The sequence below is a fragment of the Pseudacidovorax sp. DMC4 genome (assembly GCF_056314265.1).
Genome location: NZ_JBQUYR010000021.1, coordinates 22376 through 45645 on the forward strand (window position 1 = coordinate 22376; position 23270 = coordinate 45645).

20 protein-coding genes are annotated in these 23270 nt (G+C 70.7%); 13 read left to right on the top strand and 7 right to left on the bottom strand.

The features are described from left to right. Window positions 1-282 precede the first annotated feature (282 nt). Window positions 283-978, bottom strand: coding sequence for a Crp/Fnr family transcriptional regulator (locus ACT54X_RS27325; RefSeq protein ID WP_354318513.1), 696 nt, complete (start codon window positions 976-978; stop codon window positions 283-285). A 38-nt stretch (window positions 979-1016) separates the two neighbouring features. Here ACT54X_RS27325 and ACT54X_RS27330 point away from each other — a divergent pair, with 38 nt between their 5' ends. Genes ACT54X_RS27330 through ACT54X_RS27350 form a run of 5 tightly spaced genes read left to right on the top strand, consistent with a single transcriptional unit; the run spans window position 1017 to window position 4834 of the window. Beyond that, window positions 1017-2156, top strand: coding sequence for an aminotransferase class V-fold PLP-dependent enzyme (locus ACT54X_RS27330; protein ID WP_476349695.1), 1140 nt, complete (start codon window positions 1017-1019; stop codon window positions 2154-2156). 11 nt (window positions 2157-2167) lie between these two features. Further along, window positions 2168-2599, top strand: coding sequence for a hypothetical protein (locus tag ACT54X_RS27335; RefSeq protein WP_476349697.1), 432 nt, complete (start codon window positions 2168-2170; stop codon window positions 2597-2599). Between the two features lie 40 nt (window positions 2600-2639). Continuing rightward, on the top strand, window positions 2640-3626 hold the full coding sequence (locus ACT54X_RS27340; RefSeq protein ID WP_476349699.1) for a Bug family tripartite tricarboxylate transporter substrate binding protein: 987 nt from the start codon (window positions 2640-2642) through the stop codon (window positions 3624-3626). After that, the gene (locus ACT54X_RS27345) at window positions 3623-4009 is read left to right on the top strand and encodes a Rid family hydrolase (protein WP_294378053.1); all 387 of its coding nucleotides are present in this window, start codon (window positions 3623-3625) and stop codon (window positions 4007-4009) included. Before ACT54X_RS27340 ends, ACT54X_RS27345 begins: the two co-directional genes overlap by 4 nt. 27 nt (window positions 4010-4036) lie before the next feature. Then, on the top strand, window positions 4037-4834 hold the full coding sequence (locus tag ACT54X_RS27350; RefSeq protein ID WP_476349701.1) for a cyclase family protein: 798 nt from the start codon (window positions 4037-4039) through the stop codon (window positions 4832-4834). Here the strand turns inward: ACT54X_RS27350 and ACT54X_RS27355 are convergent. From ACT54X_RS27355 to ACT54X_RS27375, 5 genes are read right to left on the bottom strand one after another with little or no spacing between them, the layout of a single operon-like run. Further along, entirely contained in the window at window positions 4758-5834 is a 1077-nt protein-coding gene (locus ACT54X_RS27355) for an RNA methyltransferase (RefSeq protein ID WP_354318508.1), read from the bottom strand. The genes ACT54X_RS27350 and ACT54X_RS27355 overlap by 77 nt on opposite strands. Before the next feature lie 59 nt (window positions 5835-5893). Then, a complete protein-coding gene (moaA, locus tag ACT54X_RS27360; RefSeq protein WP_476349704.1) occupies window positions 5894-6922 on the bottom strand; it encodes a GTP 3',8-cyclase MoaA in 1029 nt (342 codons plus the stop codon). Continuing rightward, window positions 6916-8250, bottom strand: a complete 1335-nt coding sequence (locus ACT54X_RS27365) for an FAD-dependent oxidoreductase (protein WP_476349706.1) — start codon at window positions 8248-8250, stop codon at window positions 6916-6918. Before ACT54X_RS27365 ends, moaA begins: the two co-directional genes overlap by 7 nt. Beyond that, on the bottom strand, window positions 8247-8552 hold the full coding sequence (locus ACT54X_RS27370) for an indolepyruvate ferredoxin oxidoreductase subunit alpha (RefSeq protein WP_476349708.1): 306 nt from the start codon (window positions 8550-8552) through the stop codon (window positions 8247-8249). Before ACT54X_RS27370 ends, ACT54X_RS27365 begins: the two co-directional genes overlap by 4 nt. An 18-nt stretch (window positions 8553-8570) precedes the next feature. Further along, the gene (locus ACT54X_RS27375) at window positions 8571-10697 is read right to left on the bottom strand and encodes a molybdopterin-containing oxidoreductase family protein (protein ID WP_476349710.1); all 2127 of its coding nucleotides are present in this window, start codon (window positions 10695-10697) and stop codon (window positions 8571-8573) included. Between the two features lie 187 nt (window positions 10698-10884). Here ACT54X_RS27375 and ACT54X_RS27380 point away from each other — a divergent pair, with 187 nt between their 5' ends. From ACT54X_RS27380 to ACT54X_RS27410, 7 genes are all read left to right on the top strand, one after another. Continuing rightward, the gene (locus ACT54X_RS27380; protein WP_294378078.1) at window positions 10885-11775 is read left to right on the top strand and encodes a helix-turn-helix domain-containing protein; all 891 of its coding nucleotides are present in this window, start codon (window positions 10885-10887) and stop codon (window positions 11773-11775) included. A 259-nt stretch (window positions 11776-12034) separates the two neighbouring features. Then, window positions 12035-14314: an AMP-binding protein gene (locus tag ACT54X_RS27385; protein WP_476349712.1), complete on the top strand. Its 2280-nt coding sequence runs from the start codon at window positions 12035-12037 to the stop codon at window positions 14312-14314. Window positions 14315-14340: 26 nt separating this feature from the next. After that, window positions 14341-15312, top strand: a complete 972-nt coding sequence (locus tag ACT54X_RS27390; RefSeq protein WP_476349714.1) for an ABC transporter permease — start codon at window positions 14341-14343, stop codon at window positions 15310-15312. 69 nt (window positions 15313-15381) lie between these two features. Continuing rightward, a complete protein-coding gene (locus ACT54X_RS27395) occupies window positions 15382-16404 on the top strand; it encodes a sugar ABC transporter substrate-binding protein (protein WP_476349716.1) in 1023 nt (340 codons plus the stop codon). A 12-nt stretch (window positions 16405-16416) separates the two neighbouring features. Then, window positions 16417-18633 (top strand): ABC transporter permease, encoded by a 2217-nt coding sequence (locus tag ACT54X_RS27400; protein WP_476349718.1) that lies wholly within the window; start codon window positions 16417-16419, stop codon window positions 18631-18633. Beyond that, window positions 18633-19727, top strand: a complete 1095-nt coding sequence (locus ACT54X_RS27405) for a WD40 repeat domain-containing protein (RefSeq protein WP_476349720.1) — start codon at window positions 18633-18635, stop codon at window positions 19725-19727. Before ACT54X_RS27400 ends, ACT54X_RS27405 begins: the two co-directional genes overlap by 1 nt. Then, a complete protein-coding gene (locus tag ACT54X_RS27410; RefSeq protein WP_476349722.1) occupies window positions 19724-21226 on the top strand; it encodes a sugar ABC transporter ATP-binding protein in 1503 nt (500 codons plus the stop codon). The genes ACT54X_RS27405 and ACT54X_RS27410 overlap by 4 nt, the downstream gene beginning before the upstream one ends. A gap of 34 nt (window positions 21227-21260) precedes the next feature. On the opposite strand, the gene ACT54X_RS27415 is transcribed toward ACT54X_RS27410, so the two are convergent. Further along, entirely contained in the window at window positions 21261-22295 is a 1035-nt protein-coding gene (locus ACT54X_RS27415; protein WP_294378099.1) for an NAD-dependent epimerase/dehydratase family protein, read from the bottom strand. 117 nt (window positions 22296-22412) lie between these two features. Between ACT54X_RS27415 and ACT54X_RS27420 the strand changes: the two genes are divergently transcribed. Further along, the gene (locus ACT54X_RS27420) at window positions 22413-23270 is read left to right on the top strand and encodes a phosphatase PAP2 family protein (RefSeq protein ID WP_476349725.1); all 858 of its coding nucleotides are present in this window, start codon (window positions 22413-22415) and stop codon (window positions 23268-23270) included.

Genomic DNA, 23270 nt, shown 5'->3' on the forward strand with positions numbered 1-23270 from the left:
GCGACAATCGTCGCATAGCACGTGCCCCTAGCGGACGACCACACCCTGTAAGCTGACGGTAGTTTTGGCGGTATCAGACTTTTGGATGGCAGTTGTTTCCGAGATAAATCAAATACTTAGCAGTTAGATGAGGATCCTGCTGGGGGCACCAGCTTCAAGCCCGCACATGCCCACGCTTGTGCGGGCTTTCTCTTTGGGGGGCATTGCGCGATGCACCTTGTAAAGCCGTTGACATACACCCCCCAGCCGCGTTCCTAGACTGGCTGCGCCGCCCCCGGGCGTCTACAGCTTCGGCGCCAGTCGCCGCAACCCCTGCATGTCGCGGATCACGCAATGGGACTTCGCCATCTCGATCAGCCCCTGGCCTTGCAGCTGGCTCATCACGTTCGAGGTCATCACGCGGCTCAGGCCGGTGATGTTGGCCATCTCCTGGTGCGTGAAGGAGACGCCGATCGCCACGCCCGTTGCCTGCGTCTCGCCGTAGGTGTCGGCCAGCTGCAGCAGGTGGTGCACGACACGCTCGGCCGCGCTGGTCTGGCTCAGCAGCAGGTTCTGCTGCGCCAGCACGCGCAGCTTGGTGCCCATGAGCCACAGCACCTGCCGCAGACAGGTGGCGTCGGCCTGCATGCAGCGCAGCAGATGGGTGCGCTCGATCTGGCGCGCCATCCCGTCGCACGAGGCCACGGCCGTCATCGACTGCCGGCCATCCAGAAAGGCGCTGCACTCGCCCACCAGGCCATGGCGGCCGACGATGGCCAGGTGCTTCTCGTGACCGGATTCGGACCACAGCATCAGCCGGACCCGCCCCTGTTCGATGAGCTGCACATGCGTTGCGGCATCCCCCTGCGAGAACAGCGTCTGGCCCTTGCGGAAAGCCACCGCAGGCAGGGCGCCGGCTGCCGTCAGTGCCTGCCAGTCGAACTGCGGCACCTCGATCCAGGCCGAGGGCGAAGCCGCCGCGCCGGCGTGCGGATTCATCGCTTCAAGCACCCCAAGGCCTCCACAACAACAGCGTCATGACCCATCCATTTTCTTCATACCGAAAGCTTTTCCCCATCCTGGAGAACACCGTCCAGTTGTCGAGCTGCTCGCAGAGCGCGATGAGCCTGCCGGTCAAGCAGGCCATCGACGACTACCTGGCGGTGTGGACCACGCGTGGTGCCGACTGGGGCTACTGGATGGAACAGGTGGCGCTGGCGCGTGCCGAGTTCGCTCGCATGATCCATGCCGATGCCGACGATGTGGCGGTGCTCGGCAGCGTGTCCGATGCCGCGTCCAGCATCGCCTCGGCACTGCGCTTCGAGGACGGGCGCGACGGCATCGTCACCGGCAGCCTGGACTTTCCTTCGGTCTGCCACGTGTGGCTGGCGCAGCAGTCGCGGCGCGGCGCCCGGGTGCATTTCGTGCAGGCCCGACCCGGCGCGAGCGACACCACGGCCCGGCTCGTGCAGGCCATCGACGCGTCCACCGCGCTGGTCTCCGTGTCGCAGGCCTGCTTCTATGACGGGCAGCTCGTGGACATCGCCGCCACGGGTGCCGCCGCGCGCGCGCAGGGCGCGCTGCAGTTCGTCGATGCCTACCAGTCGGCCGGTTCGCTGGCCATCGACGTGCGCGCCCAGGGCGTCGACATGCTCGCCGCCGGCGCCCAGAAGTACCTGCTGGGCATTCCGGGCATCGCCTTCCTCTACGTGCGACCCGAGCTGGCTCGCCAGCTGGAGCCGGCCGTCACCGGCTGGTTCGGCCGGGTCAATCCCTTCGCCTTCGATCCTGCCCGGCTGGACTTTGCCGCGAGTGCGCAACGCTTCAACACGGGCACGCCCCCCATGATGTGCGCGAGCGTGGCGCGCGCCAGCATCGGCCTGCTCAACGGGATCGGCGTGCCGGCCATCGAGGAGTGGCTGGGCCTGCTCTCGGCCGTGGCGCTGGAAGAGGCGCCACGTCTCGGACTCGAGGTGGTGAGCCCGACGGCCCCCGGCGCCAAGGGGGCCAACACCGCGATCCGCGTGCGCAACGCCGCCGACGTGGAGGCGCGGATGCTGGCTGCCGGCTTCGTGGTGTCGGCCCGCAACGACGTGATCCGCATCGCGCCGCACTTCTACAACACGGCGGAAGACGTGGTCGGCGCGCTGCGTGAGCTGGCGCGACTGACGCGCTGAACGGCACCGTCATGGATGCCATTCCCGCTTCCATCCATTGCGCGTCGGTGCTGTGCGCCGTGCCCGCCGACCGGGCGTTGGCCTTCCTGGTCGACGGCCTGGAACTCGGCCGCTGGGCGCTGGGCTGCTGGCAGACCCGTGACGTGGGTGATGGCGTGGTGCAGGGCCATTCGCTGTTCGACGGCTCCGAGGGCTTTGTGCGGCCGGTGCTCGATGCGGCGCGCGGCAGGGTCACCTATCACGTCGGCGGCGCGCCCGATGCGCTGGCGCCCCGCATCCACGCCACGGTCGAGTCCGCGCCCCTGCCTGGCACAACGACCCGCGGCTGCCGCATCAGCCTGCATGCGGCCCGCACGCCCGACATGGACGACGCACGCTGGCTGCGCCTGGTGCGCTGCCACGAGGTGGAAGTGCTGCTGATCCAGTCGCTGCTTGCCCGATGAGCTTTCTTTTCCACGACGCCATGAACCGAGGACCCCTGCCATGAACCGACGCCAGTTCAGCCGCCTCTTTCCCGCCGCCTGCGCGCTGCCCGCGCTTTCGTCGCTGCCGCTTGCCGCGGGCGCCAAGCCCTACAGCGGCCCGGTGCGCGTGCTGGTGGGCTTTCCGCCAGGAGGCGCCACCGACGTGGTGGCCCGCGCCATCGTCGACCGCCTGGGCAAGGCCATGAACGGCCAGGTCTTCGTCATCGACAACAAGCCCGGCGCCGGTGGCCAGATCGCGGCGCAGGCGCTGAAGGCCGCCGCGCCCGACGGCTCGACCATCATGCTGTCCATCGATCACACGCAGGTCATCGTGCCGCTCACGATTGCGGCGGCAGGCTATGACGCGGTGCGCGACTTCACGCCGCTGGCCGGCGTGGCCAGCTACTACAACGTGCTGGCGGTGAGCGCGGCCACGGGGGTCACCTCGATGGCCGAACTCGGCAGTTGGGTCAAGGCCCGGCCCACCGAGGCCAACTACGGCATCCCGGCCGCAGGCAGCGTGCCGCAGTTCATCGGTCATGTGATCGGCCAGTCCTTCGGCGTGCCGCTGAACTCCGTGCCCTACAAGGGCGGCGCGCCGATGGTGCAGGACCTGCTCGCCGGCCAGATCCCGATCGGCATCGCCTCGATGACCGAGTTGATCGAGCACCACCGGGTCGGCAAGGTGCGCATCCTCGCCAGCTCGGGCGAGACGCGCAGCCGCACCGCGCCGGACATTCCCACCTTCCGCGAGCTGGGCTTTGCGGGCATCGACAAGAACCCCTGGCTCGCCTTCTTCGGCCCCAGGGGCGTGCCGCCCGAGGTGGTCGAGCCCTTCGAGCGTGCCGTGCGCACCGTGCTGGCGCAACCGGACCTGCAGGAGCGGCTGGCCAAGATGGGCAACGAGGTCACGCCCGCGTCCTCCGCCGAGGTGGGGCGCTGGGTGGTCGACGCCAACGCCACCTGGGGCAAGGTGATCCGCGATTCCGGCTTCAAGGCGACATGAACGGCCGCCGCTTCATCCTGAGCGGCTCGCGCTGGGAAGAGCTGGCCGGCTATGCACGGGCGGTGGTCGATGGCCGCTGGGTCTTCGTCTCCGGCACCGTGGGACAGGACTTCCGCACTGGCCGCCTTCCCGAGGGCGCCGCAGCCCAGGCCGAACTGGCGCTCGACACCATCGGCGATGCGCTCGCCGAGGCGGGCGCCGGCTTCGACGACGTGGTGCGCGTGCGCGTCTACGTGCCCGACCGCGGCGATGTGGTGGCCGTCAGCCATGCGTTGCGACGGCGACTGGGCGACAACCGCCCGGCCAACACCACCGTGTGCAGCCCGCTCGCCGTGGAGGGCGCACGGGTCGAGATCGAAGTGACCGCCCGACGCAACGCCTGACCTTCTCCCTCCCAACCAGGACCACCGATGACCCTACTGACCCAGCTTGCCGCGGCGATGCGCGCGCAGACCATCCGCACCATCGACCTCACCCACACGCTGAGCGAAGACTTTCCGCCGCTGCAGCTGCCGCCCCAGTTCGGCCAGGTGGCGGCCTTCAAGAAGGAACGCATCTCGCGCTACGACGAAGCCGGCCCGGGCTGGTACTGGAACAACTTCTCCTGCGGCGAACACACGGGCACGCATTTCGACGCGCCCGCCCACTGGGTGAGCGGCCGCGACCATGCGGGCAACACCGTCGACACCATCGCACCCGAGCAGTTCATCGCGCCGGCCGTGGTGGTCGACGCCAGTGCGCAGGTGGCCGAGGACGACGACTGGCTGCTGACGGTGGAGTTCCTGCAGGCATGGGAGTCGGCGCACGGCCGCATCCCGAAAGGTGCCTGGGTGCTGCTGCGCACCGACTGGTCGAAGCGCCTGGCGGACCCGGCCGCCTTCGTCAACATGCGTGAGGATGGCGCGCACACCCCCGGCCCCACGCAGGCGGCGGTCGAATGGCTGATCCGCGAGCGCGAGGTGCATGGCTTCGGCGTGGAGACCATCAACACCGATGCCGGCCAGTCCTACGCCTGGCCGCTGGCCTACCCGTGCCACACGCTGATGCACGGTGCCAACCGCTACGGCCTGCAGTGCCTGCGCAACCTCGATCAGCTGCCGCCCACCGGCGCGCTGATCATCTCGGCACCACTCAAGATCGAGGAAGGCTCGGGCAGTCCGCTGCGGGTGCTGGCGCTGGTCGAGGCGCCCGACGCAGCGGCTGCGTAGCGCCGCCCAGCGCCCGCGCCCGCAACTGCCCACAGCCGCCATCTACATCCTGCCCCGCTGAGTGCCGCAGCTTGGTGAGGATGCCGCGCTCGTGCAGCGTGCGCGCCATGCGCTCGCAATGGTCCAGCGCAGGGCGGGCGAAGCCGCTGCCTTCCACACTGTTGAAGGGGATGAGGTTGAGTACGCCCCATCGGCCGCGCAGCAGGCGCACCAGGCCCTCGATGTCCTCGGGCCGGTCGTTGATGCCTTCCAGCAGCGTCCACTGGTACTGCACGGGGTAGCCGCTGGCGCGGGCATACGCATCGGCCGCCTCCACCAGTTGCTCGGGCGTGAGGTCGGGCGCGCGCGGCAGCAGGCGGCGGCGCAGCGCGGCATCGGTGGTGTGCAGCGACAGGGCCAGCGCGGGCCGCACCGTCTGCCGGTGCAGCCGCTCGAAGGCACGCGGGTCGCCCACGGTCGAGAAGACCAGGTTCTTGTGGCCGACGTTGCCCACGGTGCCCAGGAAGTCGATGGCCTCCAGCACGCCGTCGAGGTTGTGCGAGGGCTCGCCCATGCCCATGAACACCACGCGGCTCACCGGTCGCCGGGCCCGTGCCAGGGCCACCTGGGCCACGATCTCGGCGCTGCGCACCTGGCGCAGCAGGCCGGCCTGGCCCGTCATGCAGAACTGGCAGCCCACCGCGCAGCCGACCTGCGACGAGACGCACACGCCGCCGCGCGGCAGCAGCACGCTTTCCACCGTCTGGCCATCGGCCAGGCCCACCAGCAGGCGCTCGGCGCCGTCCTCACCGGGGTGCACCGCCTGCACGCGCGCCAGCGCCGCCAGCTCGGCATCGATGGCGGGCAGTTCGGCCAGCAGGCCGGCGGGAAAGTAGTTGGCGGTCGGTCGCTTGCCGCCATCGCGCGGCAGCGCCTGCGACCAAGTGCGCAGGATGCGGTGCTCGTGGCTGGGGCCCGCGCCAGCGGCGCGCAGGCGAAGGCGCAGGTCGTGGAGGTGCATGGGGTGGGGTCGAAGGCGGCGATGCTAGCGCGCCCGCCTTCGACCCTGCCCCGCGCGGCCTATCCGCCGGTCACCGACATGTGCCGCACCAGCCGCACGGGCTGTTCGCGCCCGGTGATGCGGAAGTCGTGGCCCTGCGGCTTGTGGGCGATGGCGCCCTCGATGGCGGCGTGCAGCGCGTCGTCGCTGGCCGAGGCGCGCAGGGCGCTTCGCAGGTCGGTGCCGTCCTCATGGCCCAGGCAGGTGTGGAGCATGCCCATGGCGGTGACGCGCACGCGGTTGCAGTCGCCGCAGAAGTGCTGCGTCAGCGGCGTGATGAAGCCGAGCAGGCCGCCGGTCTGCGCCACGCGCGCATAGCGGGCCGGACCGCCGCTGCCTTCGGCCACATCGGCAAGCGTCCAGCGCTGCGCGATCTGCCGGCGCAGCGCCGCCAGGCTCAGGAAGCCGTCTGCCCGGTCCATGCCGGTGTCGCCGAGCGGCATGGTCTCGATCAGCGTCAACGCCATGCCGCGGCCATGCGCGAAAGCGATCAGGTCGTGGATCTCGTGCTCGGTGCTGCCGCGCAGCGCGACGGCGTTGAGCTTGACGGCCAGGCCCGCGTCCAGCGCGGCGTCGATGCCGTCCAGCACCGCCTGCAGCGAGCCGCCGCGCGTGAGCTGCGCAAAGCGATCGGCGTCGAGCGTGTCGAGCGAGATGTTGATGCGCCGCACGCCGGCCGCGGCCAGCCCTTCGGCCAGCTGCGGCAGGCGGGTGCCGTTGGTGGTGAGCGTCAGCTCGTCCAGCGAGCCGTCCCGCAGGCCATCGGACAGGCCCTCGAACAGCGAGAGGATGCCGCGGCGCACCAGCGGCTCGCCGCCCGTGATGCGCAGCTTGCGCACGCCCTGGCGCATGAAGGCACGCGCCACGCGCTCCAGCTCCTCCAGCGACAGCAGCTCCGGGCTGGGCTGGAAGCGCATGTCCTGCGGCATGCAGTAGACGCAGCGCAGGTTGCAGCGGTCGGTGACCGACAGGCGCAGGTAGCGCACCGCGCGGCCGAAAGGGTCGACCAGGGGCGGCATCGCGACCCGGGTGCGGGTGTCCATCAGCATGCGGTGGCCTCCAGGCGGGCAGCGGCTCGCATCGCGTCCACGTCGACGAATTTCTCGCGCGGCTTGCCCAGGGCGGTGCCACGGGCCAGCTCCGCGCGGTCGATGCGCTGCCAGGCGCCATGGTCCACGGCGCGTTCGCAGGCGGCCTGCATGGCGGGGGTCGGCGACACGTGCCGCTCGCGCAGCAGGGGCAGGTCGGCCAGCACGGCTTCGGCCGTCTGCACGCCGCAGGCGCGGTTGCTGCCGATGGTGCCCTGCGGCCCGCGCTTGGCCCAGCCGCAGACATACAGCCCGGCCACGGGCCGGCCGGCTTCGGTGATGCGTCCTTGCGCATTGGCATGCACGCCTCGCCCGGCGTCGTAGGGCACACCGGGCAGCGGCAATGCGCGTCGGCCCACGCTGGCGAAGACCAGCCCGCAATCCAGCGTCAGCTCGCCGCCGGCCGGGGCCTCCGGTGGACGGACGAAGTGCATGGCCTGCACCCGCCCGTGGCCGCTGATGGCGGCCGGCGTGAGGTGGAAGCGGAACATGCAGCGCCGCGGCTGCGCGGGCGCATGCGTCGAAAAGCCTTGCAGCAGTTGGATCGCCGCGCGGGCTTCGGCGTCCGCCTCGGGCAGTGGCTCGAAGCTGCGTGCCGTCCAGTCGCTGTCGTCCAGCAGCGCATCGCAGCCGGCCAGGGTGCCGAACTCGTGCAGCTCCTTGGGCGAGAAGCGCGTCTGCGCCGGCCCGCGGCGGCCCACCACGACCACCTCGCGCACGCGGCTGTCGGCCAGGGCGTCCAGGGCATGGGCGGCGATGTCGGTGCGGCGCAGTTCGTCCATCGGCCGCAGCAGGATGCGCGCGACGTCCAGCGCCACGTTGCCGTGGCCCACCACCACGGCCCGTTCGGCCGACAGGTCGAAGTGGCAGTCGCGCTGGTCGGGGTGGCCGTTGTACCAGCCGACGAAGTCGCCGGCCGCATGGCAGCCGGGCAGGTCCTCGCCGGGTATGCCGAGGCGCCGGCTCTGCGCGGCGCCGGTGGCCAGCACCACCGCGTGGTAGCTGCGGCGCAGGTCCTCCAGCGTCACATCCTGGCCCAGCGCCACGCCGCCCACGAAGCGCAGGCCCGGCATGGCGGCGATGCGCTCGAACACGGCGCTCACCTGTTTGAGCTTGGGATGGTCCGGCGCCACGCCGTAGCGCACCAGGCCATGCGGCACCGGCAGGCGCTCGATCAGGTCCACCTGCAGGCCGGGGATGCCGGCGCGCAGCAGCGCCTCGGCGGTGTAGAAGCCGCTGGGGCCGGCGCCGACGACGGCGATGCGGGGGCCGACGGGTGGGGCACTCATGCGCCTGCGCCCTGCGGCAGCGCCGGCGCGCCCGGCAGCGGTGGCAGGCGCTGCGTGAGCACGGGCGTCAGCGCGGCGCGCTCGCGGTTGAGGCCGATCCATTCCTTCTTGTCCGCCGGCAGCAGGAAGTCCGCCTGGATGGCACCGACCGGGCAGATGGGCGCGCAGCCGCCGCAGTCGATGCAGTTGTCGGGATCGATGTAGGTCATGCGGTCGTCGACGTGGAAGCACTCCACGGGACAGACGGTGACGCATTCGGTGTAGCGGCAGCCGCTGCACAGGTCGGTGACGACGTAGGCCATGGGGGTGTCCGTCTCCAATCAGAGGGCTGCGATCTGGACCAGCGTGTCCGAGAAGGTCGGTGCCCGTCCCAGGTCCGCGAACACCGTCGGCGTGATCGCATGCACGTTGCCGGTGCCACGGCTGCTGCGGTGCCAGTAGCCCGAGGGCGCCACCACCAGGCCGGGCATCACGTCGGCCGACAGCGTGGCCTTGGCCTCGAAGGCGCCGCGGTCGTTGAACACGCGGATGGGCGTGCCGGCCTCGATGCCGCGCCGGCCGGCGTCTTCCGGATGCAGCAGCACCAGCTGTTCCTCGCCGGCCTGCATCTGCTGCGCCGGCAGGTTGCCGAAGTTGGAGTTGAGGAAGGCATGGCTCTTGGGCGAGATCAGGCTCAGCGGATAGCGCTCGGCCAGCGCTGGCGCGGTGGCCGGCGTCTCGTTGGGACGGATGTAGTGCGGCAGCGGGTCCACCGGCTCGCCCGACTGGTCGGCACCGTAGCCCTGGCGGAACAGCGGCGCGACGAAGTTGCCCCCTTCGGCCAATGAGGACTTGAATTCGCACTTGCCCGAAGGCGTCGGAAAGTTGCCCTCGCGGTGCGGCGCCCAGTCGGCCGCGGCGGGCATGGCCAGGCGCATGTAGCCGCGCGCCTTGAGCTCGTCCAGCGTGATGCCCTGCATCACGGGGCTGCTCCAGTCCATCGACTCCGCGATCATCTGCGCGTCGCTGCGCTGGAAGAAGGGGTCGTCGATGCCCAGTGCCTTCGCCAGCCGGCGGAAGAGCTCGGTGTTGGGGATGGCCTCGCCCAACGGCGCGATGGCCTGGTTGTTGTAGCTGAGGTAGAGGTGGCCCCAGGAGAACATGATGTCCTCCTGCTCCAGCTGCGTGGTGGCAGGCAGCACGATGTCGGCATAGCGCGCCGTGTCGGTCATGAAGTGCTCGCTGACCACGGTGAACAGGTCCTCGCGCGCCAGGCCCTGGGCGATCCTGTCCTGCTCGCACACCATGGCCATGGGGTTGGCGTTGTAGACGAAGAGGGCGCGGATGGGCGGCCCCGAAGGCAGCTCGCCATTGAGCGCCGGGCCCAGTCGCCAACTGTTGATCACGCGCATCGAGGCCGGCTGCAGGTCCGGCCGCATCAGGCCCGGCCAGTTGACCGGGAAGGCCCAGATGGGCAACTGCAGCAGGCCGCCGCCCACATGCTTCCAGGCGCCGATCAGCGCCGGCAGGCAGGAGATGGCGCGCACCGTTTGCCCGCCGCCCGCATGGCGCTCCACCGCCACGCCGATGCGGATCACGGCCGGCGGCGTGCTGGCGTACTCACGCGTGAGCTTGAGGATGTCCTCGACCGGAATGCCCGTCTCCCCGGCCGCGAACTCGGGCGTGTACTGCGCCACGCGCTCGGCCAGCTCGTCGAAGCCGACGGTGTGCTGCGCGATGTAGTCGCGGTCCAGCTGGCCTTCCTTGATCAGGATGTGCGCCATGGCCAGCGCCAGCGCACCGTCGGTGCCGGGTCGGATGGGGATGTGCCAGTCGGCCAGCCGCGCGGTGCGCGTGCGCACCGGGTCGATCACCACCAGCTTGGCGCCGTTCTTCTTGGCCTGCTCGATGAAGGGCCAGTGGTGCGAGTTGGTGCTGAGCGTGTTGCAGGCCCACAGGATGATGTAGCGCGCATGCACGAAGCTCTCGGGGTCCACGCCCGGCGTGTGGCCGATGGTCATCATGTAGGCGGTGCACGAGCCCGAGTCGCAGAAGGTGCGCTCGCACACGGTGGCGCCCAGCTTGTTGAACAGCGGATCGCCCACGTTCAGTCCGTTGAGGATGCCCTGCGTGCCCAGGTAGCTGTAGGGCAGGATGGCCTGCGGCCCGTCCTGCGCGATCACGTCCTTGAAGCGCGCGGCGATCTCGGCAATGGCCTCGTCCCAGCCGATGCGCTCGAACTGGCCGCTGCCCTTGGGGCCGGTGCGCCGCATGGGGTAGAGCAGGCGCTGGTCGCTGTAGACGCGGTCCTGGTAGTTGTTGACCTTGACGCACAGGCGCCCGCGGGTGAAGGGATGGTCGGGATTGCCGCGCACGGCGATGGCCTTGCCATCTTCGACCGTGGTGATGAGGGAGCAGGTGTCGGGGCAGTCATGCGGGCAGGCGCCCATCACGGTGGTGCGGGTCATGGCGTTCTTTCCTTTCGCTCGTCGGCGCATCGGTGGGATGCATCGAGTCTGGCGAGGCAAGGCCCCGAAGCCCTTGTCCGGGTTTGCTCTGTTCTTGTCCCGCTCGGCCATGTCGACCATTGGCACGGAAACTGCGTGCAGCGCCCCACACCCACCGCCGCGGCGCATCGACAACCCCGCCAGCACCATGTTGGGACATTCGGTCGACAAGTACGTCAACAGCACGATGCACCAGACCTCCAATGCGCAGGGCTGGCGTCATGTCCTGGCCGAGCGCTGGAGCCATGCGGCGGGCGAGCTGCCGCGGCTGGTGCCGCGCGACACCGAGGTCGCCATCCAGCTCGGCGGCCACACCCGCGTGGACCGCCGGGGCGGCGGCCGGCGCGAGAACACCGTGGGGCGGCCGGGCACCATCTGGCTGTGCCCCGCCGGCATCGAAGAGGAATACATCAACGTCGTCCAGCCCATGGCCGACTGCCTGCACCTGTTCCTGCCGGCCCGGCCGTTTGCCGACACGGTGCAGCGCGAGTTCGACATCGATCCTGCGCGCGCCGTGCTGCGCTACCAGACCATCGAGCACGATCCCTTCGTGGCGGCCGTCGCACAGCAGATCGTGGCCGAGCTGAACCAGGAGTCGGGCGCCGGCCGGCTGCTGGTGGAAAGCCTGTCGGTGGCGCTCAGCGCCCACCTGCTGCGTCACTATGCCGAGGAAGGGCCCGCACGGCCGCTGGTCGAGAAGGCGGCGCGCCCCATGGACAGCCGACGTCTGGCCCGGGTGCTCGACGCCATCGATGCCAGGCTGGACCTGGAGCTGAGCGTGGCCGAACTGGCCGAGGTCGCCTGCATGAGCGTGGGCCACTTCACCCGCAGCTTCCGCGCTGCGACCGGCCAGCCGCCGCATGCCTTCGTCGCCGAGCGGCGCATCGCGCGGGCCAAGGCCTGGCTGCGCGAACGTGAATGCCCCATCGAGGAGATCGCCTATGCAGCGGGCTTCTCCACGGCCGCGAGCTTCTCCAAGGCCTTCCGCCGCGCCACGGGCTGCACGCCGCGGGAGTACCGGCTGCTCGGCCGGCGCTGAGCCTCGCCGGTCTTCCGGACCGCCCTGCTGCAGGGCCTCGTCACCCGTCTTCGACCTGCTTCGGCAGGGCCTGCCTGCGCCCGCTTCTCCCTTCGCCATGCTGCACCGCAATTCAGGGTAAGTCCGTGAACGCGGACTGGTCCAGCGCTCCCAATAATCGCCGCCAGTCAAGAAGGCTACTCCAGAGTACCCTTTTCGGCCATTGAGGCGCTGGCCCCGCACTGCGGCGGTCAGCCCGAATTCAGGCTTCAGGAGTCGCATGCCTACTGAGTCCCTCGTCTCGCCCTGGCCCGGTGCCAGCGAACGCCAGCAACGCCACGGCGCCAAGCGCGACGCGGTGCTGCAGGCGGCGGCGGCGCTGTTCACCAGCCGCGGCGTGCAGGGGACTTCCATCGACGACATCGCCCGCCGGCTGGGCGTGACCAAGCCCACGGTCTACCACTACGTCCAGGCCAAGGAGCAGATCCTCTTCGAATGCATGCAGCGCGGCCTGGCCGCCCTGCGCGACGCGGTACCTGCGCCGCTGGGCGCCGTGCCGCCCACCCAGGCCCGCAGCCATCTGCGCGAGGCGCTGCAGGCCTATGCCGGCGCGGTGACCAGCCCCTTCGGCCTGTGCGTGGTGCGCCTGGGGGAGGAGCTGCTGGCCGCGCCGCGGCGCGAGGAACTGGCCGCGCTGCGCGCCGAGATCGATGCCCGTTTCCATGCGCTCATCGACCCCGGCATGCAGTCCGGCTGGATCGTGCGCAGCGATGCGGCCATGGCGGTCTACACCGTGGTCGGCGCGCTGGGCGGCATCGGCCGCTGGTACCGCCCTGACGAGCATGCCGACCAGAGCCTGCAGGACGCCGTGCGCCACGGCATCGAGATGCTGATGCGCGGCGTGCTGGCCGAGCCTGCCCCGGCGCCGGCCCCGCAGGCCGCACCCTCCAACCTGCCCTGGGGAGCCCCGATGCCCGAGATCCGACGTGAAATGCATTTCGACGGCCGCATGGTCCGCTGCTTCGTGCAGCGGCCCGGCAGCATCGCGCAGATGCTGGTGGACGCCGTGGCGGGCGATGCCGAGGCGGACGCGCTGGTGTGCGGCGCGCTGCGGCTGAGCTGGCGCGAACTGCAGCACGCCGTCGCCCGCTGTGCCGGCGGCCTGGCCGCGCGCGGCGTGACGGCGGGCGAGCGCGTCGCCCTGTACCTGGGCAACGGGCCCGAGTTCGTGATCGCCACGCTGGCCTGCGCCTGGCTCGGTGCGGTGGCCATGCCCATCAGCATGCGGGCACGCACCGCCGAGCTGGCCTACAACCTGGCCGATGCCGAGGCCGCCGTGCTGATCTGCGCCGAGGAGTTGCAGGCCCTGGTGCCCGATGCCCAGAGCCTGCCGGCCCTGCGGCTGCGCGTGGCCACCGGCCAGGTGGCGCCCGGCTTCGAGGCCTTCGACGCACTGATGCAGTCGGCCCCGCGCCTGCAGCCGCAGCCGGTGCAGGAGGAAGACCTGGCCGTGCTGCTCTACACCTCGGGCACCACCGGCCGGCCCAAGGGCGCCATGATCAGCCACTTCAACGTGGCCCATTCGGTGCAGCACTTCGCCCATGCCATGCAGCTGGGCCCGCGAGACCGCAGCCTGGTGGCCGTGCCGCTCAGTCACGTCACGGGCCTTGTCGCGCAGCTCTACACCCTGGTGCACTGCCGGGGCTGCATGGTGCTGATGCCGCAGTTCAAGGCCGCCGACTGCGTGCGGCTGATCGAGCAGGAGCGCATCACGCACAGCATCATGGTGCCGGCCATGTACAACCTGTGCCTGCTGTTGCCCGAGATGGCCGAACACGACCTGGGCAGCTGGCGCATCGGCGCCTATGGCGGCGCCTCCATGCCCACCGCCACCATCGAGGCGCTGGCCGAGCGCCTGCCCGGCCTGACGCTGATGAACGCCTACGGCGCCACCGAGACCTGCTCGCCCGCCACCATCATGCCGGCCGGCATGACGGCCACGCACCGCGACAGCGTGGGCCTGCCCGTGGCCTGCGGCGACATCTGCGTGGTGGACGAGGCCGGCAACGAACTGCCGCGCGGCGAGGCCGGCGAGATCTGGATCGCCGGGCCCATGGTGGTGCGGGGCTACTGGCGCAACGAGGCGGCCACGGCCAGCGAGTTCCGCGGCGGCTTCTGGCGCTCGGGCGACATCGGCAGCATGGATGCCGACGGCTTCCTGCGCATCCTCGACCGCAAGAAGGACGTCATCAACCGCGGCGGCTACAAGATCTTCTGCGCCCAGGTCGAGAACGTGCTGGCCGAACACCCACGCGTGGTCGAGGCCGCCCTCGTCGGCGTGCCCTGCGCGGTGCTGGGCGAGCGGGTGCATGCCTTCGCCTGCGTGGACCGCATGGACGAAGACCTGCAGGCCGCGCTGGCCGCCTTCTGCGCCGAGCGCCTGTCCGACTACGCCGTGCCCGAGACCTGGACGCTGGGCACCGAGCCGCTGCCGCGCAACCTCAACGGCAAGATCCTCAAGCGCGAGCTGCGCCAGACGCTGCGCGCCGCCCTGGGCTGAACAAGAACGACGCAGGAGACCCGAGCATGAAGCGCATGCGCATTTCCCAGCAGACCATCGTCTTCGCCCTGTTCCTGCTGCTGTTCGGTGGCTTCGCGCTGCTGCTGCCCGGCTTCGCCCAGGTCGACAACCTGCTGACGCTGGTGCAGAACGTGGCCATCCTCGGCATCCTGGGCCTGGGCATGGCCACGGTGGTCATCGGGCGGGGCATCGACATCTCGATGATCGCGGCGCTGGCGGTGCCGTCGGGGCTGCTGCTGCAGCTGGTGCAGAACGGCCACAGCCTGCCCTCGGCCTGCCTGATCGCGCTGGCGCTGTCGCTGGTCTTCGGCGCGGTCAATGGCTGGCTGATCGCCTATGCCGAGGTGCCCTCGCTCTTCACGACGCTGGCTTCGGGGCTCTTCCTGGCGGGGCTGGGGCAGGCCTTCTTCTTCCAGCTCGAAGTGGTGCAGTGGCCCGCGGCCCTCGACAGCCTGGCCTGGCTGGGCCGCGGCACGCTCGCGGGCGTGCCCATGCCCGTGATCATGTTCGGGCTGTCGGCCGCGGCCATGGCCTTCTTCCTGCGGCGCATGCGGGCTGGCGCCTTCATCTATGCGCTGGGCGACAACCCCAATGCCGCGCGGGCCACCGGCCTGCCCACCCGGCCCATGGTGGTGCTGGAGTACGTGCTGGCCGCACTCATCGGCGTGTTCGCCGGCATGGTGATGGCGGCCTCGGTCAGCAGCATGCCCACGCGCATCTTCAACTCGACCATGATCTACGACGTGGTGCTCGTGGTGGTGCTGGGCGGCATCGGCCTGGCCGGCGGGCGCGGCGGCGTGCTCAACGTGGTCATCGGCACGTTGCTCATCGGGACGCTGCTCAACGGCATGACGATCCTGGATCTGTCCTATTCGCTGCAGAACATCATCAAGGGCGTGGTGCTGCTGGCCGCCATCCTGATCGACTCCTTCCTCAATCCGCGCAACGAGGAGACCGCCCAGCAGGGCGACATCTGATTCACCGGTTCCCGGCCCCGGCGCCAGGCGAATTTGGCGCCCAGTGACGACAACGAGGAGACAGACGACATGAAGACCGCATCCGACATGCTGCGCCGCCTGGCGCTGGCCACCACGCTGGTGCTCGGCGCGGCCGGCGCCACCCAGGCGCTGGCGCAGGGCAAGGGGCTGGACGAGCCCTTCCGCGACGGCTACCGCAAGGCCCTGGCGGGCAAGACCGTGGGCTACATCCCCGTGGCCATGGGCTTCGACCTGGCCCAGGGCTGGTACCAGGGCCTCAAGAAGGACCTCGAACCCTGGGGCATGAAGGTGGTGGTGCGCGATCCCAACTGGAACACCAATGCCGGCGCCCAGGCCCTGACGGCGCTGATCGCCGAGAAGCCGGCCGTGATCGTGGTGCACAACCCCGACATCCAGACCTATGCCAAGCTCATCCGCAAGGCCGAGGAGGAGGGCATCTACATCGTGCAGATCAACATGCGCTCGACCCAGCCATCGACCGCCTACGTGGGCGCGGACTGGGTGGACATCGGCGAACGCGAGGCCAATGCGGTGGTCGAGGCCTGCAAGGGCAAGTCCAACAACATCGCCATCATGCAGGGCGCGCCCACGGCCGCCACCAGCGCCTACACGCTCAAGGGCGTGGAGAACGTGCTGGCCAAGAATCCGCAGATCAAGGTGGTCTCCAACCAGGCAGCCGACTGGGACGCCGCCAAGGCCAAGGCGCTGACGCAGACGGTGCTCAAGCAGAACCCCGACCTGTGCGGGATCATCGGCTTCTGGGACGGCATGGACATCGGCACCGCCGCCGCCATCAAGGAGGCGGGCCTGACGGGCAAGGTCTTCCTCGCCACCTCGGGCGGCGGCGAGCAGAAGGGCGCCTGCGACCAGGTCAAGTCCGGCGCCTTCGACTACGACGTCAGCTACGACGTGCCCACCCAGGCCAGCAACATGGCGGCCATGATCAAGTGGCTGGTGCAGGGCGGCGTCAAGCCGGGTGCGGCCAAGCAGAACATCTACACCACGCTGGTGCCCATCACCAAGGCCAATGCGGGCGCCGACGGCACCTGCTGGAAGCTCTCGGCGAACTGACGCGCAGCGGCCATGGCGCATCTCGCAGCTGACGCCGGCCTGCCGGCCGGGGCTTCCCTGTCCGCCCCCGCGGCGGCGCGGGCCCGGCCGGCCGCCGCTCCCCCCGACTGGCGCGAGCGCCTGGCGCGCCTGCGCTACCGCTGGTGGCCCGACCACTGGATCGGCGAGATCCTGGCCAAGCGCTGGACGGAGACGGCCGTCCCCGTGCTGCTGCTGGTGCTGGTGGTGCTGGCCTCGGGCGCGCTGGTGCCCAACTTCTACTCGGCCACCATGATGGCCGACTCCCTGCGCCAGGCGGGCGAGGTCGGCTTCGTGGTGCTGGGCCTGGCGCTGGTGATGATCGTGGGCGGCATCGACCTGTCGGTGGGCTCGATGTTCGCGCTGGCCAACTTCTGCGCCCTGCTGTGCATGCATGTGCTCAAGTGGCCGGTGGGCGTGTCGGTGCTGGTCACGCTGGTGGCGGGGGCCGCCATGGGCGCGGTCAACGGCCTGCTGATCGGCTACCTGCGGCTGCGGGCTTTCCTGACCACGCTGATCACGCTGATCATCTTCCGCTCGCTCTACGAGATCCTGAGCCTGGAGTACTCCACCGCCATCGCCGGCGGCCTGCCCGACTCGGCGGTGTGGGACTTCCTGGGCAGCGGCACCTTCCTGGGCCTGCCCACGGTGGCCTGGTTCTATGCCGTGGTGGCGCTGGGCGGCCACATCCTGCTCACGCGGCTGCGGGCCGGCTGGCACATCCTGGCCATCGGCGGCTCGCGCCGCTCGGCCTACAACAGCGGCATCCCGGTGCGGCGCACGGTGGCGCTGTGCTATGTGGCCAGCGGCGTGCTCACGGCCGCGGGCAGCTGCTTCTTCGCCTCGCGCCTGGCCACGGCCGGGGCCGACATCGGCGTGGGCCTGGAGGTGCTGGTGCTCACCGCCGCGGTGCTGGGCGGCATCAGCCTGGGCGGCGGGCGCGGCTCGGTCACCAAGGCACTGGTGGGCACGCTCATCGTGCTGCTGGTCACCAATGGCCTGACCTCCATGTCGGCACCCGGCGGCGTGATCCGCATGGTGCTGGCCGCCGTGCTGGTGACGGCGGCGGTGGTGGACGTGCGCTGGCTCAAGAACCGCCAGCGCATCGTGAGCAAGGTCTACGTGAGCCCCACCTACCTGTCGCTGCCGCCCGCGCCGGACTGCGGCACCGACGCCCGCAGCCCCTACGCGCTCAACAACAAGCTGCGCGACGTGACGCTGATCGGCACCGGCCGCATCGAGGCGCCCGAGGACGTGATCCTCGACCGCGACGACAACCTCTATGCCGGCTCGCGCCATGGCGACGTGATCCGTTTCTTCGCACCGGACTACCAGCGCATGGAGGTCTATGCCCACATCGGTGGCCAGCCGCTGGGCATGGCCTTCGACCGCGAGGACAACCTGCATGTCTGCGTCGGCGGCATGGGCCTGTACCGCATCACGCCGCAGCGCGAGGTGCAGCGGGTCAGCGACGAGACCAACCGCAGCTGGAGCTCCATCAACGACGACAGCCGGCTGCGCCTGGCCGACGACCTGGACATCGCCGACGACGGCCGCATCTTCTTCAGCGAGGCCACCGTGCGCTACGAGATGCACGAATGGCCGGTGGACGGGCTGGAGGCCCGGGGCAACGGCCGCATCATCTGCCACGACCCGCGCGACGGCACCACGCGCACGGTGCTGCGCGGGCTGCGCTTTCCCAACGGCATCGCCATCGCGAGCGATGGGCAATCCATCCTCTTCGCCGAGACCTGGGGTTGCTGCGTGCAGCGCTACTGGTTCGACGGGCCGCGCAAGGGCCAGGTGCAGATGGTCATCGACAACCTGCCCGGCTACCCGGACAACATCAACCTGGCCTCGGACGGCCACTACTGGCTGGCCCTGGTGGGCATGCGCAGCCCGGCCTACGACCTGGCGCTGCGCATGCCGGGCTTCCGCCGCCGCATGGCCACGCGCGTGCCGGTGGACGAATGGCTGTTCCCCAACATCAACACGGGCTGCGTGCTCAAGTTCAGCGAATCGGGCGAGATCCTGGAGACGCTGTGGGACCTGGGCGGCGTCAACCATCCCATGATCACCTCCATGCGCGAGCACCGGGGCCACCTGTACCTGGGCGGCATCTCCAACAACCGCATCGGCCGCTACAGGCTCGAAGGGGCCGATCCCGACTTCGTGCAGTACGACCGCCGCTGGGGCAGGGGGAGCCGCTGATGCTGCAGACATTGCGCCATGCCGCCGACCGGCTGCTGGGCCGGGGCAGCGCCTCCATCGCCGTGCCGGTGATGGACGGCGCGCTGCGGCCCAACCGGCTGCTCGACGTGGCCGAGGTGGTGGCCGAGCTGCCCGGCCTGGACGACCTGGCCGTGAGCCAGGGCCGGCTGCTCGCCACCGCGGGCGACACGCTGCATGCCTGGCAGGACGGGCGGCTGCAGCCGCAGCAGCGCTTCGGCGTGCCCATCACGGCGCTGGCCGCCGCGGTGGACGGCCGCGTGGCCGTGGCGCTGGACGGTGCCGAGGTGCGCCTGCTGTGCGGCGCCGAAGGGGCCGTGCTCCGGCAGCTGGGGCAGCAGCCGCTGCGCAGCGTCGTGGCCCTGGCCTTCACGGCCGATGGCAGCCTGCTGGTGGGCGACGGCTCCACCGTGCATGGCCCGGCGGACTGGTGCCGCGACCTGATGAGCCACGGCGCCACCGGCCGCGTGGGGCTGTGGCAGCCCCACAGCGGCCAGGTGACGCTGCTGGCCGAGCGCCAGCACTACGTGGCCGGCGTGGCCAGCGATGGCGCGGGCGGCGCACTCTGGAGCGAAAGCTGGCGCCACCGCGTGCAGCGCCGGGCGGGCCATGGCAATGGGGGCGCCGCGCCGCTACTGGCCGAGCTGCCCGGCTATCCCTCGCGGCTGGTGCCGGCAGCGCAGGGTGGCTTCTGGGTCTGCTGCTTTGTCTGCCGCACCCAGCTGGTCGAATTCGTGCTGCGCGAGGACGCCTACCGCCGCCGCATGCTGGCCGACATCGACCCGCGCTACTGGATCGCGCCGGCGCTTTCTTCGGGCCAGAGCTTCCTGGAGCCGCTGCAGGGCGCGGGCGTCAAGCAGATGGGCGTGCTCAAGCCCTGGGCGCCGCCGCGCTCCTACGGCCTGGTGCTGCACATGGATGCGCAGGGCCGCGTCACCCGCTCGCTGCACAGCCAGGTGGACGGCCGGCACCACGGCATCACCGCCGTGGCCGAGCACGACGGCGCGCTGTACATCGCCTCGCGTGGCAGCGGCCGGCTGCTGCGTCTTCCGCTGGACCGAGGAGCCTGCGCATGACGACGACCGCCCCCGTGCTCGAACTGCGCCAGGCCACCAAGACCTATGGCGGCGTGCCGGCCATCGACGGCGTGGACTTCGCGCTGCAGGCCGGCGAGATCCATGCCCTGCTGGGCGAGAACGGCGCCGGCAAGTCCACCCTCACCAAGGTGATGGCCGGCGTGGTGGCGCTCAGCAGCGGCGAGCTGCATGTGGAAGGCCGGCCGGTGCAGCTGCGCACCCCGCTGGAGGCGCGCCAGCGCGGCATCGCCATGGTGTTCCAGGAGACCAGCCTCGTGCCCAGCATGACGGTGGCGCAGAACCTGTTCCTGGGGCAGGAGGCCTTCTTCAACCGGCTGCGCGGCATCTACATCGCCGCCCAGCAGTTCCTGCAGTCGCTCAACTTCGACGTCGATCCCACGGCCACCGTGGCCTCGCTGGGGGCGGCCAAGAAGCAGATGGTGGAGATCGCCCGCGCCGTGCTGCACAAGGCCCGCATCATCATCTTCGACGAGCCCACGGCCAGCCTCACGCCCGAGGAGAAGAAGTACTTCTTCGACCTGGTGTTCGACCTCAAGGCGCGGGGCGTGTCCATCGTCTTCATCTCGCATGCGCTGGAGGAGGCGCTGCTGCTGGCCGACCGCATCACCGTGCTGCGCGATGGTCGCCACGTGGTGACCGACCTGCGCCAGAACTTCGACACCGCCCGCATCGTGCAGGCCATGGTGGGCCGTGACCTGTCGCAGACCCTCTACGGCCAGAAGAAGGCGAGCGTGCGGCCGCCCGGCGAATGCGTGCTGTCGGTGCGCAACCTGCGCATGGCCGCCATGGTCAAGAACAACTCGCTGTCGGTCTTCCGCGGGCAGGTGACGGGCGTGTTCGGCCTGGTGGGGGCGGGCCGCACCGAGACCTTCAAGGTGGTGGCCGGGCTGATCAAGCGCGACTTCTTCCATGGCGGCGAGGTGCTGCTGCACGGCCGGCCGGTGCGCTACCGCGTGGGCCGGCAGGCGGTGCGCGACGGCATCGCCTACATCACCGAAGACCGCAAGGTGGAGGGCTTCTTCGAGACCATGTCCATCGCCCACAACATCTACATGGGCCTGCTGGGCAAGCTGCGCGGCATCGGCGGCCTGGTGTCGGGCGAGCGGGCCCGCCAGGTGGGCGAGCACTGGACGCGGCTGCTCAACGTGCGGGCCATCGGCAAGGAGGTCAAGGTGATCGAGCTGTCGGGCGGCAACCAGCAGAAGGTGGTGATCGCCAAGTCGCTGGTGCAGGGGCCCGAGCTGATCGTCTTCGACGAGCCGACCCGCGGCGTGGACGTGGGCGCCATCGCCGAGATCCATGCCGAGATCAACCGCCTGGCCGATGTGGGCAAGGCGGTGGTGGTCATCTCCTCCTACCTGCCGGAGGTGATGGCGCTGTCGGACCGCATCCTGGTGGCCAAGCAGGGCAAGGTGGTGACCGAGTTCGCGGGCGACCGGGTGACGCAGGAAGACATCATGTACGCGGCGATCCACTGAGCGTCTGTGGCGGAACAGCTCGCCCGGTCGGTGCTCAGGCGGGGGCGAGCTGGACCGAGGCCGCCGCCGGTACCCGGGCCGGGTCTTCGCCCCATCCCTTCCACCCCCGCAGCCACTGCACGAAGCGCGGCAACCCTTCCGCCAGCGGCGTCGCTGCCCAGGGGCCGATGGCCGCCTCCAGCCGCGACGGGTCGGCGCAGGTGAGCGGCACGTCGCCCACCGGCCTGGGTGCGAAGGCCACCACGGCCCGGCGGCCCAGCGCTGCTTCGAGCTGCGCCACGAAGTCGACCACCCGCACCGGCTGCCGGTGGCCGAGGTTGAGCACCTCGCACGGCACGCCTTCCGCATCGGGCGCGGGCGGTCCGCGCCGCACCAGGCGCAGCAGCGCATCCACCACGTCGTCGATGCAGGTGAAGTCGCGCTGCAGCAGGCCGTGGCCATAGAGCGTGATCGGCCGGCCGGCCTGGATGGCCTCGGCGAAGCCCCAGTAGGCCATGTCGGGCCGGCCCCAGGGCCCGTACACGGTGAAGAAGCGCAGGCTGGTGGCCGGCAGGCCGTGCACGGCCGCCGTGGCATGCGCCATCAGCTCGTTGGCCTTCTTGGTGGCGGCATAGAAGGAGGCCGGCGCATCGGTGCTGTCCTGCTCGCGGAAGGGCGCGTCGGCCCGCTGGCCATACACGCTCGATGAGCTGGCGTGGAGCAGGTGGCGGACGCCGTTCAACCGGCAGGCCTCCAGCACCGAGGCGAAGCCCACCAGGTTGGCCGTGGCGTACTCCAGCGGCCGCTGCACCGAATGGCGCACGCCGGCCTGCGCGGCCAGGTGCAGCACCACCTCGCAGCGGTGGCGGGCCCAGAAGGCCTGGGTGGCGGCCACGTCCGACAGGTCGAGCGCGGCCACCTCCACGCCCAGCGGCGTCAGCAGGGCCTGCACGCGGGCGTGTTTGAGCCGCGGGTCGTAATAGCTGTTGAAGCTGTCGCAGCCCACCACGCGGTGGCCGGCCGACGCCAGGGCCGCCGCGGCATGGGCGCCGATGAAGCCGGCAGCGCCGGTGACGAGCACGGAGGTCATGCGCCGCAATGTGACGCCGCCACAAGTCAGCCATGTGGCATTCAGCTTTCGGTCGCACCGCTGACATGGAGCCTGCCTACCGTCAGGCGGTCCGCGTTGTCCATTGCCCGCTGCGCCATGTCCTCGACCCCGACCTCTTCTTCCATCGCGTCCTCGGCGCTGCCGATGCACCGGCTGCCCCTGGCCGTGGCGGCCCTGCTGCTCGGCGCGCTACTGCTGCGCCTGACCGAGGCCGACCTGCCGCTCTTCCGCGGCCTCAACACATGGGCGGCCGGGCTGCCCGAGACGCTCTGGTCGGGCCTGAGCGTGCTGGGGCTGGGCCTGTCCATCGGGCTGGTCGGCCTGGCGCTGTCGCCGGGCCGTGAGCGTGGGGCGATGCGGCTCATCAACGCGCTGATGTGGGCCTTTGCGCTGGGTGGGCTGCTCTCGCATGTGCCCAAGCGCCTGTTCGTGCAGCTGCGCCCGCCGGGCGTGCTGCCGCCGGAACAGCTGCATGTGATCGGCGATCCGCTGGTGCACCTGGCCATGCCCTCGGGGCATGCGCTGGCGGCGGTGGCCTTCGTCTGGGTGGTGCTGCACACGCGCCGCTGCTCGGCGGCGCAGCGCGCGCTGCTGTGGGGCATGGCGGCGGCGGTGGCGCTGTCGCGCATCGCGGTGGGCGCGCACTGGCCCAGCGACGTGCTGGCCGGTGCGGCGCTGGGACTGGTGGCGGCGGCGCTCAGCCTGCGGGCGGCGCAGCGCTGGGACCTCAGCGGCCTGCTCACGCGGCGCCGGGCCCAGGCGGTGATGGCCGCCGTGCAGCTGGGCGCCGGCCTGGCCATGCTGTGGACGGCGACCGGCTATCCGCTGGGCGCGCCGGTGCAGTGGGCCCTGGGCCTGGCCGGCGTGGCCGGTGGCCTGCTGCGCCTGCGCCGGGTGGTGGTGCCCGCGGTGTCGGGGCGCCGCTCTGGCTGGATGGCGGAGCGGGCGGGGTGA